The organism is Oligella sp. HMSC05A10, from assembly GCF_001808335.1.
In the GTDB taxonomy this organism is placed as follows: Bacteria; Pseudomonadota; Gammaproteobacteria; order Burkholderiales; family Burkholderiaceae_B; genus Oligella; species Oligella urethralis.
In genome coordinates, this window is sequence record NZ_KV792844.1 from 135,904 (window position 1) to 151,049 (window position 15,146).

Annotated in this window: 14 protein-coding genes; all 14 read right to left on the reverse strand. The window is 47.9% G+C overall.

Going from position 1 to position 15,146, the window contains the following annotated elements:
- The 14 genes from HMPREF3144_RS00625 to HMPREF3144_RS00695 all read right to left on the reverse strand — a co-directional run bounded on the left by HMPREF3144_RS00625 (position 1) and on the right by HMPREF3144_RS00695 (position 15,113).
- Entirely contained in the window at positions 1–3,162 is a 3,162-nt protein-coding gene (locus HMPREF3144_RS00625; RefSeq protein WP_070475679.1) for an efflux RND transporter permease subunit, read from the reverse strand.
- Positions 3,159–4,430 (reverse strand): efflux RND transporter periplasmic adaptor subunit, encoded by a 1,272-nt coding sequence (locus HMPREF3144_RS00630; RefSeq protein ID WP_070475683.1) that lies wholly within the window; start codon positions 4,428–4,430, stop codon positions 3,159–3,161. Before HMPREF3144_RS00630 ends, HMPREF3144_RS00625 begins: the two co-directional genes overlap by 4 nt.
- 26 nt (positions 4,431–4,456) lie before the next feature.
- Positions 4,457–5,218, reverse strand: a complete 762-nt coding sequence (gene zapD / locus HMPREF3144_RS00635; protein WP_018025935.1) for a cell division protein ZapD — start codon at positions 5,216–5,218, stop codon at positions 4,457–4,459.
- A complete protein-coding gene (coaE, locus tag HMPREF3144_RS00640; RefSeq protein ID WP_070475686.1) occupies positions 5,215–5,853 on the reverse strand; it encodes a dephospho-CoA kinase in 639 nt (212 codons plus the stop codon). Before coaE ends, zapD begins: the two co-directional genes overlap by 4 nt.
- 14 nt (positions 5,854–5,867) lie before the next feature.
- Positions 5,868–6,527 carry a prepilin peptidase gene (locus tag HMPREF3144_RS00645; protein ID WP_018025937.1) on the reverse strand — a complete coding sequence of 220 codons (660 nt, stop codon included), beginning with the start codon at positions 6,525–6,527 and terminating at the stop codon, positions 5,868–5,870.
- 159 nt (positions 6,528–6,686) lie between these two features.
- Complete coding sequence (locus HMPREF3144_RS00655; protein ID WP_018025938.1) at positions 6,687–7,754, reverse strand: sulfate/molybdate ABC transporter ATP-binding protein; 1,068 nt, start codon at positions 7,752–7,754, stop codon at positions 6,687–6,689.
- Positions 7,751–8,734, reverse strand: coding sequence for a sulfate ABC transporter permease subunit CysW (gene cysW, locus HMPREF3144_RS00660; protein WP_018025939.1), 984 nt, complete (start codon positions 8,732–8,734; stop codon positions 7,751–7,753). The genes HMPREF3144_RS00655 and cysW overlap by 4 nt, the downstream gene beginning before the upstream one ends.
- 11 nt (positions 8,735–8,745) lie before the next feature.
- Positions 8,746–9,576: a sulfate ABC transporter permease subunit CysT gene (gene cysT / locus HMPREF3144_RS00665; RefSeq protein ID WP_018025940.1), complete on the reverse strand. Its 831-nt coding sequence runs from the start codon at positions 9,574–9,576 to the stop codon at positions 8,746–8,748.
- 108 nt (positions 9,577–9,684) lie between these two features.
- Positions 9,685–10,719 (reverse strand): sulfate ABC transporter substrate-binding protein, encoded by a 1,035-nt coding sequence (locus tag HMPREF3144_RS00670; RefSeq protein WP_070475688.1) that lies wholly within the window; start codon positions 10,717–10,719, stop codon positions 9,685–9,687.
- A gap of 231 nt (positions 10,720–10,950) precedes the next feature.
- The gene (gene lipA / locus HMPREF3144_RS00675) at positions 10,951–11,928 is read right to left on the reverse strand and encodes a lipoyl synthase (protein WP_070475691.1); all 978 of its coding nucleotides are present in this window, start codon (positions 11,926–11,928) and stop codon (positions 10,951–10,953) included.
- Positions 11,913–12,617, reverse strand: coding sequence for a lipoyl(octanoyl) transferase LipB (lipB, locus tag HMPREF3144_RS00680; RefSeq protein WP_070469992.1), 705 nt, complete (start codon positions 12,615–12,617; stop codon positions 11,913–11,915). The genes lipA and lipB overlap by 16 nt, the downstream gene beginning before the upstream one ends.
- Positions 12,618–12,657: 40 nt before the next feature.
- A complete protein-coding gene (locus tag HMPREF3144_RS00685; protein WP_018025944.1) occupies positions 12,658–12,933 on the reverse strand; it encodes an HP0495 family protein in 276 nt (91 codons plus the stop codon).
- Between the two features lie 15 nt (positions 12,934–12,948).
- Positions 12,949–13,827, reverse strand: coding sequence for a D-amino acid aminotransferase (locus tag HMPREF3144_RS00690; RefSeq protein ID WP_018025945.1), 879 nt, complete (start codon positions 13,825–13,827; stop codon positions 12,949–12,951).
- Positions 13,828–13,853: 26 nt separating this feature from the next.
- The gene (locus HMPREF3144_RS00695) at positions 13,854–15,113 is read right to left on the reverse strand and encodes a D-alanyl-D-alanine carboxypeptidase family protein (protein ID WP_070475694.1); all 1,260 of its coding nucleotides are present in this window, start codon (positions 15,111–15,113) and stop codon (positions 13,854–13,856) included.
- Positions 15,114–15,146: the final 33 nt, after the last annotated feature.

Here is a 15,146-nt window from a genome sequence, read left to right on the forward strand (position 1 = left end):
TCAGCCCTCGTTAGCGACAGTAGACTCAGGCCTCGCCTGTTGCTCATCATGCGTTCTGCCGCTAAGCAAACGGTCAAAATATAAGTACACGACCGGTGTCGTAAAGAGGGTCAACACTTGACTTAATAACAAGCCACCCACCATGGCTAAACCTAATGGTTGACGCAATTCCGCCCCCACACCGCTTGACAGCATCAGTGGAATGGCTGCAAACAAAGCCGCCAAGGTTGTCATTAAAATCGGTCTGAAGCGTAATAAGGCGGCCTGACGTACTGCTGCATAGGGTGATAAACCCTGTTCACGCTCAGCCGACAAGGCAAAATCCACCACCATAATGCCGTTTTTCTTAACCAAACCAATCAGCAAAATCACGCCGATAATGCCCACCATATCCAAATCCATACCGGCAACATTTAAGGCAATTAGGGCGCCAATCGTGGCTGAGGGTAGCGTCGATAAAATCGTAATGGGGTGAATATAGCTTTCATACAGCACCCCCAAAACAATATACATGGTAAAAACCGCCGCCAACAATAACCACAGATTATTTTTTTGAGCACTGACATAAGCCTCGGTGGTACCTTGTAAACGCATCTCAACCACCTCGGGCATAGCTATTTGCTGCGGTAGCGCTTGAATTTGTGGCAACACATCCGACAACGAATAATGCGCTTGTAAATTAAAAGAAATTAAGCTGGCATTAAACTGGTCAATCCGCTGCACTTCCAACGGGGTGTATGCCATTTCAACTTGGGCAATATCTGTCAGCCGAACTAAGCCATTAGTACCCTGAATAAACACATCGGCCAGCGACTGCGGATCCTGCGCAAAACTCGGCTCCACTTCCAACACCACGCGATATTGCGCTGCTTGGGTAAAGACCGTTGAAATCAAGCGCTGACCGAAGGCATTGTATAAGGCCTCATCCACCTGTGCCATCCGAACACCATAGTGAGCGGCGGCATCGCGATCTACCACCACTTTGGCTTCTAAGCCACGCACTTGGTAATTTTCAACCACATCTTGTAAACCCTCAATCTCACTAAGTGCCGACACAAAACTCGGCACCCACGCTCTCAGCTGTTCACTATCAATGGAGGAAAGGCTAAGCTGATATTGACTACGGGCCAGTTGCGTATCAATCGAAAGATCCTGATTAAGCTGCAAATACACCTTAATGCCTTCATAGTCTGCGGCTATCTGTTGCAACCTGTCCATGACTACGTGAGCACTATCGCGACCAGCATGAGATGTCAGCTCGATCTGTATACGGCCCGTATTCAAACTGACATTATTGCCGTCTACGCCGATAAAGGAGGTCACTGAAGCCACATCCCTATCTTGACTAAAAGCCTCTGCAATCGCCGTTTGTAATTCAGCCATTCGCTCAAAAGACACGGACTGATCGGCTTCCGTCATCACGACCATCAGACCAGTATCCTGCTGCGGGAAAAAGCCTTTGGGAATCCATACATACAGCGCCACCGTTATCACTAAGGTCGCGACAAACACCAATAGGGTCACTAACTGATGAGCTAAGACCTTATCCAGTAAATTAGCATAAGCCGCCATCAACCGATCAATTTGCTTAGCCAAGAAACGGCTTACAGGGCCCTCCTTAGGCACATCCGCAGCATCTAGGGGGTGATCACTAGCACCCGCCCCAACCATCGCCTTTTTAGTTGCGGGTTTCAGCATATAAGCACACATCATCGGTGTCAGCGTAAGCGACAGCACCAGTGAAATTAATATCGCCACTGACAGGGTGACCGCAAACTCTCTAAATAAGCGACCAATCACATCGCCCATAAAGAGCAGAGGAATAAGTACCGCAATTAATGAAAAGGTCAAGGCAATCAAGGTGAAACTAATTTCCTTAGCGCCCTTATATGCGGCATTAAGCGGGGTTTCACCCTCCTCAATATGGCGGGCAATATTTTCAATCATCACAATGGCATCGTCCACCACAAAACCGGATGCGATGGTCAGCGCCATTAAAGTGAGGTTATTGAGGCTATAGCCCAAAAATAACATGATCGCAAAGGTACCGATAATGGATAGCGGCACCACCACCGATGGGATAAAGGTTGCGCTTAAGGTACGTAAAAACACAAAGGTCACTAACACCACCAACAGTACGGCAAGCAGTAACTCTGTCTGTACATTGTTGATGGATTGACGGATGGATTCTGTACGGTCAGCTACCGCTTCTATCTGCACCGATTCCGGCATCGCTGCCCGCAATGAGGGTAATAGCTGTAACACCTCATCCACCACACTAATGACATTAGCATTAGGTTGGCGCTGAATATTAAGAAGAATCGCTTGCTTATCACCTAACCACGCAGCCTGACGTATATCCTCTGCATCCATCACCACCTTGGCTACCTGCTTTAAGCGTAAAGGCGCATCATTAACATAGCTAATGATAAGATCCTCATACTCTTCCGGCGTATAAAGCTGACTATTGGTATGAATGGTGGTCGAACGACGCGGACCATTTAAATTACCAGAGGGTTGATTAATATTCGCTGAAGCAATCGCCGTACTCACATCACTTAAGGCTAAACCATTAGCCGCTAAAGCGACTGGATTAACCTGCACTCTAAAGGCCGGTTTTTGACCACCGGCAATACTGATCATTCCCACACCCGAAATTTGCGCAATCGTCTGCATAATTCGAGTTTCTACCAAATCCCGTACCTCATACAACGGTAAAGCATCGGAACTAATGGCTAAGGTAATGACCGGCGCATCCGCAGGATTCACCTTGTTATATACCGGCGGCATGGGCAAATCCTGCGGCAACAGATTCGAGGCCGCATTGATCGCCGCCTGCACTTCCTGCTCGGCCACCGCAATCGGTAGCGTCAAACTGAACTTGAGATTAATCACTGACGCGCCGGCCGCACTGGAGGAACTGATTTGCTGCAGACCCGCCATTTGCCCTAATTGACGCTCAAGCGGTGAGGTCACCAAGGCCTCCATGGTGGCAGGACTGGCCCCAGGATACAAGGTAGTCACCTGAATCGTCGGGTAGTCCACATCTGGTAATGCAGACACTGAGAGCCGTTGATAGGAAAAAATCCCCGTCAACAGCACCGCAATCATTAATAAGGTTGTCGCAATCGGACGACTGATAAAAATCGCTGATATACTCAATCGATTATCTCTACTTTAGATCCTGCACGTAAGCGATCTACGCCCTCAATCACGACGCGATCACCCTCTACCAAGCCTTCAAGTACCTGGGTATAAACACCTTCAACAATGCCACTTTGAATTTCCTGCCGCTGCACTGTCATATCCTCATTAATCAAGAACACAAAAGCCCCTTGGCGTCCGTGCTGAATGGCATCGGTTAACACACTGAGGCTATTGTCATAGCGCTGCGCATACAGCCACACATTCACAAATTGATTTGGAAATAAAGCATAATCCGCATTATCGAAGCGTGCCTTGACTTTTACCGTACCAGTGGCGGCGTCGATCTGATTATCCATCGACAGCAACGCACCCTGCTCAATAAATTGAGAAAAATTACGGTCATAGAGCTGCACCTCAAGCGGCTGTCCCTGATAAAACTTGGCTGCCACCTGCGGCACATATCGCTCTGAAATGGCAAACTCCACATCCATCGGTTGCGTTTGAGTAATTGTCACTAAGCCCTCGGTGGCGTTAGCCTGCACCAGATTTCCAATATCCACTTGTCGTAAACCCAGGCGTCCACTAATCGGCGCTTTCACCGTGGTGTACTCAAGCTCAATCTCAGCCTGATCGATTTGCGCCTGTAAACTGGCACGACTCGCTCTTAATTGCTTGACTTGGGCTGCCTGCGTATCCACCTGTTGACGGGCAATGGAGTTTTGCTTAAACAGGGTTTGATAGCGTCGTAAATCTGCCTCAGCATTGGCTAATTGTGCTTCATTTTGCTGATACTGAGCACGAGTTTGCTGCAACTTTGCCTCAAACGGCCTGGGATCAATGGCAAACAGCGCATCACCTGCCTTGACCAGCGCCCCCTCTTCGAAAAACACCTGAGTTAATGGTCCGCTGACCTGACTGCGCACCACCACGGTTTCGGACGGCAAAGCGGTGCCAATCCCTCGAATCACATTATTCATGGTGCGCACTTCGGCAGCGACTGCCCTAACCTTTACCGTGCCAGCTCCAGGACCTCCTCTAACATTACCAACTGGACCCATCGCTGAAGGAGAAGGCGTAGACGCTGGGTTATTGTCAGCCTGCTTATAGAAAAATAAAGCGTATACCACAAACGCAATCACGCCTAGCAACAGGAGCAGAACGAGCTGTTTGATAATACGCACTTTGCCCGACTCCCTTTTGTTAAACGGCGCATCAGGCTCAGCTTGTACTTGCACTTGCTTCGGTGGCTGATTGTGCTGTACCGTCTCAGGTGGTTTTGTCACTCAAAAATCCTATCAAAAACAAAAAATTAAAAATTACAAAATGCGATTTTCAGGCTGATGGGTTTTGTCACCAGTTGCGGCTCAAGTCGCTCATTTAATTGGTATAAACGCACAAAGGTCACGTGCTTATTTGCGCTAATTTCTGGATAAATGCCACCGGATGCCGGCACCCAGACGCGTATTAACTGATACGGCTGCCCCCGCAAAGCGCGTTCAAAAACACCGCTAGGCGGTGTGGTCACATACTCTGGCTCGCGCGACGCACGAATAAAGTGTAGGAGACTATTGACCGCCTCGCTGAGTGGATTAAATGAAGCCACCCACTCATCCACCACCGCTTGGCGCTGCGCATGATCGCCCAACATCCAACCATGATACGCTGGGAATTCAGTGCTGGATAAGCCACCCGGCACCACATAACGGTTTTTGATTTTAGCAAGCCACTCGCAGTCACGCGCCGCTCGACCAATCTTGCCTGCGTCATGCAATTCTCGACTGACCCGATTTAAATCCACCAAGGCCGATTCGATCGCCACCAAATTAATATCAGGATAGCTGCGATAGGACTGTAAGGTCAGTTTTTGCTTATCCAACTCTTGCAATAAGGTATTACGCGCGTCGCCCCGCTCACATACCTCCATAATGTCGAACAACGCACCCAATAAGGCCTCATCGTTTTCAGGGCTACTCGCAAAATGCTTATGAAAAAAGGATAAGCGCTGAAAAAGAAACTCTAAACGCAAAAATGAGCGTATCTTCTCGCTGAATGGATACTCATATAAAATCACGACAATCCCTTATGTAATCGGTCCTTTTCGCTTAAGGCCAACCAGAGCTCGTGCTTTTCCTGCACTTGTTGACGTAGCCGAGGTAAGTCTACGCCGGCACCATTATCAATCACATCATCGGCATGCTGCAGTCTAAGCTGCCGTGGTGCTTGGCTGGCAATAATCCGCTTAATTTCATCTAAACTAAGTTGATCTCTTAATTGTACACGTGATATTTGCGTTGCTTCATCACAATCAATCACACAGATACGTTTAAACTGAGGACGATAGCGTGCGACTGACTCAATCAATAAGGGTATATCATAAACCACATAGGGGCTATCGGCCTGCGCTGCTTGTAAGCCCATCTGCTCCTGTACAATGGGATGCACAATGGCCTCTAAGCGCTGACGTGCCTCGGGGTCCTTAAACACCAAGTTGCGCATTAAGGCACGATTTAAGGCGCCATGCTGATCCAGCATCGCTGCGCCAAAGGCCGCCACAATGGCCTCAATGGCCGCACCACCAGCTGCCGTAGCAGCACGTGAAATGGCATCCGCATCAATCACTGCAATCCCATAGCCCTGTAATTGCTTAGTGACGGTTGATTTACCCGAACCAATACCCCCGGTAAGACCTACCTTATACTGAGCCATCTCTACCCCCTCAATCAGCTATATAAGCTACCCCACCACCATACAAAGTAAGCGGCTAACGACAAATAAGGACCAAATGCGATAGTTTCTACGCGCCTTTTAAACAGCAGTGTCTGAAAAAAAATCGCAACTAAGGCAATAACGCAGGCTAAGGCCACTAAATACAAGCAGACCATCATCTCAAACCAACACGCCAAGGCGGCCATAAATTTAATGTCACCCGCACCTAAGCTGCTACCGCAACGACGCTTAGCAAAGCTGCTACTGACTACCTGAACGATCTTAGCACAGCCGACGCAGAGCAAAACCATGAGTAAGCGCCATAAGATAATACCATCTGCGACTACATAGCTATAAGTCAAACCGAGTAAGGCAAAGAGCAACAAAATCACATCTGGCAAGATACGCAGCTTGAGATCCAACCACGCAAGACTAAGTAAAATAGCACTGAAAAACAAATAAAAGAAAGGCCACTGGGTCGCACTCAGTAGCGGCACGGTGCTCGCTAAAAATAGCAAAGGCACCCAATACACCGCATAACGCTTTTTATAAGGTCGCACCACCTGCCAATAAGGATCGCCCCGATAGCGCCGATAACAACTGAGTACATAATGCGGTAAAAGCCAATACAGCAAGCCAGCCATCAGAACACTAGCGATCACGAGCAGCAACATATGATTCTCCTTAAAGGAAAAAGCATAGTGCAAGCGCTGACCTTTTCACGCATACAGGATTTCTTTATCCACCTAACACGCCCATTACGCACAAAAAAGCGAGTCGCCCCTAAGAACACTCGCTCTAAACAGCCTGCTATGGCGCAGGGAAAAAGACCATTAGGAATTAAAAACAATCACTGATGCCGGGCTCAAGCCCAGTGCCTCACCTCGTTGATAGCGTGCCTGTTGCTGAATTTGTTGGGGCACAAAAACATCTACCGCTTGTGCCTGCGCCTCATCTACCACATGCAGTCTGACCAAGGCGCCCAGATCTTGTACCTCTTCTAAACGACCTTGAAGCATCATGTCATCAGACACACCAGGTCGACTTAAGCGCCACTGGTGAGGACGCACATACGCTTTTGCTGGACCAGCTTGCACCCCTTGTTGTTGCTCCGCTGTCAATGGGGTCGTGAAGTCATTAAAACGCCATGCACCGTCCTCAATCACGCCCTCAAACACACTGGCCTCACCCAAAAACTCCGTCACAAACGCTGTTTGCGGCTGGTGATAGAGTGCGGAACCGCTACCCTCTTGCTCAATCACCCCATGATTCATCAAGACAATATTATCGGAAATTTCCAAAGCCTCTTCCTGATCGTGGGTAACCAAAATACTCGTCACACCCAACTCATGATGCACCCGCCGTAGCCACTGACGTAATTCCTTACGTACCTTGGCATCCAAGGCGCCGAAGGGCTCATCCAACAGTAATAACTTAGGCTGTACGGCTAATGAGCGGGCTAAGGCAATGCGCTGTCTTTGACCACCAGAAAGCTGTGCGGGAAAGGCGTGTGCCAAATGTGGCAACTGCACCAAGTCTAACAGCTGCATCACACGCTCGCGAATTTCCTTTTTTGAAGGACGTTGACTGCGTGGTAAGACGCTAAGCCCAAAAGCCACATTATCAAAGACATTCATATGGCGAAACAAAGCATAATGCTGGAACATAAAACCGATATGGCGCTCTTGCACTGATTTATTTGTCACATCCTGGCCATCCAATAAGACCTGCCCACTATCGGCAAACTCTAAACCGGCAATAATTCGTAGCAGCGTCGTTTTACCACAACCCGACGGTCCCAATAAGGAAACCAGCTGACCGGTTTCCACCTGTAAATTAATATTTTTTAACGCGTGAAACGCACCAAAGCTTTTATTCAGATCTTTAATTTCGATACTCATACAGTCACCTTGTTTAATCCTAAATCAGGGGCTTTTTTTGTGCTGCGCTCTGCGCTTATTTTGTTAGTTGTGCAATCATCTCTTGCCACGATATCTGACTCGGCGCTTAGCACCACTTCGGCATCACGCCGCGCCGCTGCTGCTTGCTTATATTTACGCTGCTCCCACCAATTCAAAAGATGCTGCAAGAGCAGCGTGACAATCGCCAAAAATGCCAATAAACTAGCGGCGGCAAAGGCACCCACCGGATTGTAATCGTTATAAAGCACTTCAATATGTAAGGGTAAGGTATTGGTCAAGCCCCGAATATGGCCCGAGACCACCGAGACTGCACCGAACTCACCCATGGCCCTGGCATTGCTTAGGATGATGCCGTACAACAAGGCCCAACGAATATTCGGTAAAGTCACACGCCAAAACATTTGCCATGACGATGCGCCCAACACCAAGGCAGCCTGCTCTTCACTCGAGCCCTGACTTTGCATCAGCGGAATCAACTCCCGTGCGATAAAGGGGAAGGTCACAAACAAGGTCGCTATCACAATGCCCGGCACCGCAAAAATCACTTGAAAGCCAATGGACTCCAACCAACTACCCAAAACGCTGTAGCTACCGAACAGTAGAATAAACATCAAACCAGCAACCACGGGTGATACGGAAAATGGCAAATCCAAAAGCGTGGTCAGCCATTGCTTACCGCGGAAATCAAAGCGCGTCAACAACCATGCCATGGCCACCCCAAAAACCACATTAATTGGCACCACAATCGCTGCCGTCAACAGGGTTAATTTAATGGCCGCCATCGCATCCGGCTCGGTTAAGGAGGCAATATACAGCGCCCAGCCTTGACGAAAAGCCTCTACAAACACTGAAATCAGCGGAATCACTAACATCACGCCTAAAAAACTAAGCGCCAGTGCAATTAACAGCACTTTTAAAAAACGAGGTTCATCGATGGGTTTTTTATAACTTGTCTGCATCACTACAATCCCTATGCTCTGGCCTCAAGGCGACGACTGAGACGCCATTGCGTCGCATTAATAATAAATAAAATCACAAAAGCGATAATCAGCATAAACAAGGCCACGGCTGAAGCCCCTTGAATATCAAACATTTCTAATTTTGCAGTAATAATCACCGGCAAAATTTCCGATACCATAGGGATATTGCCGGCGATAAAAATAACCGAACCATACTCACCTGTAGCGCGCGCAAACATCATGCCACTACCCATTAATAAAGCGGGTGTGAGCTCCGGCAGAATAACGCGCCTAAAGGTAGTCCAACGATTCGCCCCCAAACTCGCTGCTGCCTCTTCCAGTTCGGGCTGTAGTTCTTCTAACACAGGCTGCACCGCACGCACAATAAAAGGCAAGCTCACAACCACCAAGGCCAAGAAAATACCAGCAGGGCTAAAGGCAATTTTTTGACTAAAGAACTGACCCAACCAACCGTTAGGCGAGTACAAGGTGGCGAGCGCAATACCAGTCACCGCCGTAGGCAAGGCAAAAGGTAAGTCCACCAAAGCATTCATGATTGCTTTACCGGGAAACTCATAACGCACCAAGACCCAAGCCACTAAGGTACCGAAAAATACATTCGTGAGGGTGGCATAAAAGGATAAGCGCAAGCTCAAAAAGACCGCCGCTAACACACGCTCATCAGCAATGGTATTCACAAAAGCGGACCAGCCCATCCCGGCTGTCACCGTAATTAGAGCCGCAAAAGGCAACACTACTAACAAGGACAGGCAAAACACACTGATACCCAGACTCAAACCAAAGCCTGGCAAGATCGATTTTTGTTTAAGTAAAAATTGCATCGTTCCGAATGTTATTGCATATATTCATAGCGAATGCGTTTAGCCCTTAAGCGAGAAGCGCTAAACGCATGGCAACTGATTCAATCTGAGTTAGGTATCGGCGCTGGCTTAGCGCTTATTCACTTCATCAAACACGCCACCGTCTGCAAAGTAGTTTTTCATAATGTCAGGCCAAGCTCCGAAAGTCTCTGTGGCACGGAAAGTATCTACTGCAGGAAAGCGTTCAGCGTACTTTTTAAGCACAGCCTCATCACTTGGGCGCAAGTACAGCGAAGCCGCTAATTCCTGTGCTGGCTCACTCCATAAATAGCCTAAATACTCCTTAGCCACCGCTTGGGAACCCTTGCGTTCAGCGACAGTATCGACAATAGCCACTGGGTTTTCAGCCTTAATCGAGTACTTAGGATAAATCACCTCAAACTGATCCTTACCGAACTCATTGGCTGCCATATACGCTTCATTTTCAAAGGTTAATAGCACATCACCAATGCCACGCTGGATAAAGGTTGTGGTCGCCGCACGACCGCCATTTTCTAGAATAGATACATTTTTCAAAATACCACGGGCTAATTCCTTGGCCTTTTCCTGATCGCCATTATGCTCTTTTAACGCAGCACCATAAAAGGCTAAGAAGGCATAACGTCCGTTACCGGTGATTTTAGGATTCGCAATCACAATATCTACGCCGTCTTTGCTCAAATCGTCCCAGTCCTGAATCTGTTTAGGATTGCCTTTACGCACCAAAATCACCGTCAAACTGGTAAAGGGCACAGCGTTATCAGGAAACTCCTGCTCCCAATCCGCCTTAATCAAGCCTTTATCAACCAACAGTTGAATATCTGAGCTCTGATTCATGGTCACCACATCGGCTAATAAACCATTTGCCACGCTTAAGGCCTGCTTAGAAGAAGCGGCATGCGACTGCTGAATTTGAAATTTCTTACCGTCATGCTTAGCGGCATAATCCTCCAAAAATAAAGGATTGAATTCCTTATAAAAATCACGCATCACATCATACGATACGTTTAAAAAGCTCCCACGAGCGTCCTGCGCTTGTGCTACACCGAGGGTGGCAGAGGCAGCCACCGTAGCAATTAGGGTAGACTGCAGCAATGAAGAGAAAAAGCGTTTAGATAATTTCATAATGTTCCAAGTCGATAAGTTAAAGTCTTTGTCCTTAATAAGACGACGTATGAAAAACTATACCCCTTTCTCTTTATAATTAAAAATGATAGTTTTTAATATTAATATTACTTTTAGATATATAGAAAAAGTATGTAGTGCGATTAGCACAGCTAATAAAGCCATTGCGCACGATCAAAAACGCCCTGTATCACTCACAATACAGGGCGCCATTAGCACTATAGCTCAAACTTAAACTACACCGGCCTCACTCGCTTGGGCGTCAGCATGATAGGAAGAACGCACCATTGCGCCCACCGCAGCATGGGTGAAGCCCATCTTGTATGCTTCCGCCTCCAGCCAAGCAAATTCATCAGGGTGCATATAGCGCTCCACTGGTAAATGATGCTCGGAAGGGGCCAGATACTGACCAATTGTGATCATATCCACATCATGTGCGCGCATATCACGCATCACGTCCAAAATCTCTTCGTCCGTTTCACCTAAGCCCACCATAATGCCTGACTTCGTCGGAATACCGGGATAGAGGCGTTTAAAGTCCTGCAATAGCTTGAGCGAGTGCGCATAATCGGCGCCCGGGCGTGCCTGCTTATAAAGACGCGGCACGGTCTCCAAGTTATGGTTCATCACATCTGGTAGGCCATCTGCAAAAATGCTCAAGGCCTTGTCCAGGCGACCACGAAAATCAGGCACTAACACCTCAACCTGCGTACGCGGTGAACGACCACGCACCTCATTAATACAGTTAACAAAATGCTGCGCCCCGCCGTCACGTAAATCATCACGGTCGACCGAGGTAATCACCACATAGCTTAAACGCATTAAGGCGATGGACTCGGCCAGATTTGCTGGCTCCTGCTCATCCAAGGGATCAGGGCGACCATGACCGACATCACAAAATGGACAACGACGTGTACACTTATCCCCCATAATCATAAAGGTAGCCGTACCCATACCAAAGCACTCGCCAATATTAGGACAAGAAGCCTCTTCGCACACCGTCACCATATTATTCTCACGTAGAATTTTTTTAATATGATTAAACTGAGAATTCGCTGGTGCCGCTTTTACACGGATCCATGACGGCTTCTTAAGCGGTTCCCGTTGCACCACCTTGACTGGAATGCGAGATACCTTATCAAAGGCTTTTTGCTTCTTACTCGCATCATAAGCCTCGTCTTTTGCAATAGTTTTTAACTGACTGTCCACTCTATTTCCTCTATTTCAGAACGATCCGCTGCGCCCTGTCCGCTCAACTTGAGTTTGCTCACTAAAATGTGCTGCAATTCAGCCACCACTTTATCAGAAACCGCCTGTACCGTTGCCTTTACCCCTAAGCTTTTCATGTCGATTGTACGTAAGCCCTCATAACCACAGGGATTAATGCCAAGAAAGGGATCCAAATCCATCGCAACATTAATGGCCAAACCGTGATAGGTACAACCATTGCTGATTTTAACGCCCAGCGCAGCAATCTTGGCTAAGTCATCAGCAGCGGCCCCTGCCATCGGCACATACACGCCCGGCGCTTTTTCCTTGCGGCAGGCATTAGTAATACCAAAATGCGCTAGGGTAGCAATAATCGCATCCTCCAAACATGCCACATATTCTTTAGCATACATTTGATAGCGACTCAGCTGTAATAAGGGATATACCACCACCTGTCCAGGTCCGTGATAGGTTACCTGACCACCACGATTACAACGTACAATAGGAATTTGCTTTGCGTTTAAAATATGCTCTGGCTTAGCGGCTTGCCCTAAGGTATAAACCGGCTCATGTTCGACTTGCCAGATCTCATCAGCGGTATCAGCAGCACGGGCGGCGGTAAATTGCTGCATTGCCTGCCAAATGGGCTCATACGCTGAGAGACCTTCGAATTGCTTAATTTTTATCATCTTTGTGATTAAACTGCCTCGCGAGCTCAAATGCCATTATTTAAAGTACCGCCTTGACCAATTCGTGACCATGCAAGGCACGATAAATATTATCCAACTGCTCTCGCGATTCCACATACACCGTTACCGTCAAGCCCACATAATTCCCCTTGCTACTCTCACGAATCTCAATCGTCTCGTGATCAAAGCTGGGGTCATGCGCCAGAATAAGTGGCACTAGCATATCGATGATCTCTGGATGGTTAACACTCATGACTTTAATTGGAAAGTCACAAGGGTATTCGATTAACGAGTCTTCTTTTGAAATTTCTGTCATCATCTTCTCTCACAACTAAAGGGCTGCCAACACCTGGTTATACGCCTGTTTTAATTGCTTATAGATGGGACCAACTGCGCCATTTGCAATAGGCTCACCGTCTAGCTCCACAATCGGCAGAATCTCCTTGGTGGCGGAAGACAAAAAGAGCTCATCAGCCGCTACTACTTCGGCTTTGCTAATGGCACGCAGCTCAAAGGGAATGCCTTCGGCACGGCATAATTCCTCGATTAAACCGTAGCGAATACCCTCTAACACGAGATTATCCTTTTGAGGGCCCAACACCTTGCCGTTTTTAACGACCCAGACATTTGAGGAAGAGGCCTCAGATAAATTACCGTCACGGAATTGAATCACATCATCCACCCCGCGATCCACGGCGTATTGCTTAGAAAGTACGTTGCCCAACAATGACACGGACTTAATATCGCAATGCAACCAACGCATATCCACCATGCTAACGGTGCGCAACCCCTGATTAATCTCCTGAGCCTTAGGGGCCAAACGCGGCGCACTCATCAAAAAGATGGTTGGCTTCACGGGCGGATTAGGAAAAGGATGATCACGTTTTGCCACGCCGCGCGTGACTTGTAGATACACCAAGGAATTTTCCCACGGCGCACGTTCTGCCATTAAAGTCATCAAATGCTGCCAATCCTCAGCCGTATTTGAGGTATACAAGGCGATTTTATCCAAGCTGCGCATCAAACGAGCAACGTGCTGTTCCAGCCTAAAGGGCTTACGCCGATACACCGGCACCACTTCATAAATGCCGTCACCAAAAATAAAGCCTCTATCAAGCACCGAAATTTTGGCCTCACTTAAGGGCACAAAATCGCCATTTAAATACACATCAACGTCTTCTGTCACGCCGGGAATTAATGCTTCTATCATTTGCTTACTCTATTTAAAAGGCTCTCCTAAAAAGAGCTCATCAATTTATCCCAAAGACGACCGAAGAAACCGGCTTGCTCCACCGGCTCAATCACAACTAAAGGATCCTGCTTAAGAATATGACCATCTAACACAAACTGCACCATACCGACTTGTTGACCTGCAGCTAACGGCGCCACCAACTTGCCGCTAAGCTGAGTCATGGACTGCACCTGACTCTCACGACCGCGCGGCACAGTGACGGCCACTTTATTTTTAGCGCCTAATTTAACCGTTTTGCTCTTAGCCTCCCAGACCCGCGGCTGAATCACTTCTGCACCGGCAGCGGCCACCTCACGTACCACAAAATTTGCATAACCCCAATCTAATAGCGCCTGGTTTGCACGTTCACGCGCAGCCTGGCTAGGCGCACCGATCACCACCGCTAGCAATCGACGACCATCACGCACCGCCGTAGTAATTAAACTATAGCCGGCTGAGCTAGTATGACCGGTTTTTAAACCATCCACCCCCAGATTTCTACGCAATAAGCCGTTACGGTTATGCTGTCTGATATTGTTGTAGGTATATTCCAACTGACTGAAGTAGTGATAATAATCGGGGTGATCGAGGATAATGTGCTGCGCTAATACCGACATATCACGAGCGGTGGTAAAGGTACGCTCAGATGGCAAACCGGTGGGATCACCATAGCTGGTATTAGGCATACCAAAATCTCGCGCCCGCTGATTCATCTGATCAACAAAGACATTAAGCGTACCGCCCACCGTTTGCGCCAACAAAATACTGGCATCATTACCCGATTGCACGACCATACCTTGGACTAAGTCACTGATTTTAACCGGGGTATTGACCTCAATAAACATGCGTGAACCCTCGGCTGCACGTGCTTCAGGCGTCACAATCACCGTTTGATCCAAAGCGATACGACGCTTGTCTAAGGCATCAAACACCAAACTAGCGGTCATCAACTTAGTTAAAGAGGCTGGCTCCACCCGTATATCCGGATCTTTTTCGGCTAGAATCTGCCCCGTATCCACATCCATCAATAACCAGCTTTTAGCCTCAATTTCCGGCTGTGCAATATTTGAAAAACTCACTACTGTCGGCGTTTCCGGCGTAGTCGGCACAATAGATGACACATGCGCCGGCGCTGCGCTTTCCTGTGACACCGGCTGCAACAGCATCTGTCCATCACCAGATTCAGTTTTAGCACCGGAGAATAGTTTGTAGCTGCCGACACCTACTAAAAGCAGTAGCAGTAAAATCAGTAATTTTTTTAACATCGTTGTCACTCTATATCGCAGAATAATAAATCA

Bases quoted from the DNA above. Each gene is read 5' to 3' on its own strand.
- coaE (WP_070475686.1), bottom strand. From the start codon at position 5,853: ATGGCTCAGTATAAGGTAGGTCTTACCGGGGGTATTGGTTCGGGTAAA.
- HMPREF3144_RS00645 (WP_018025937.1), bottom strand. From the start codon at position 6,527: ATGTTGCTGCTCGTGATCGCTAGTGTTCTGATGGCTGGCTTGCTGTAT.
- HMPREF3144_RS00655 (WP_018025938.1), bottom strand. From the start codon at position 7,754: ATGAGTATCGAAATTAAAGATCTGAATAAAAGCTTTGGTGCGTTTCAC.
- cysW (WP_018025939.1), bottom strand. From the start codon at position 8,734: ATGCAGACAAGTTATAAAAAACCCATCGATGAACCTCGTTTTTTAAAA.
- cysT (WP_018025940.1), bottom strand. From the start codon at position 9,576: ATGCAATTTTTACTTAAACAAAAATCGATCTTGCCAGGCTTTGGTTTG.
- HMPREF3144_RS00670 (WP_070475688.1), bottom strand. From the start codon at position 10,719: ATGAAATTATCTAAACGCTTTTTCTCTTCATTGCTGCAGTCTACCCTA.
- lipB (WP_070469992.1), bottom strand. From the start codon at position 12,617: ATGATAAAAATTAAGCAATTCGAAGGTCTCTCAGCGTATGAGCCCATT.
- HMPREF3144_RS00685 (WP_018025944.1), bottom strand. From the start codon at position 12,933: ATGACAGAAATTTCAAAAGAAGACTCGTTAATCGAATACCCTTGTGAC.
- HMPREF3144_RS00690 (WP_018025945.1), bottom strand. From the start codon at position 13,827: ATGATAGAAGCATTAATTCCCGGCGTGACAGAAGACGTTGATGTGTAT.
- HMPREF3144_RS00695 (WP_070475694.1), bottom strand. From the start codon at position 15,113: ATGTTAAAAAAATTACTGATTTTACTGCTACTGCTTTTAGTAGGTGTC.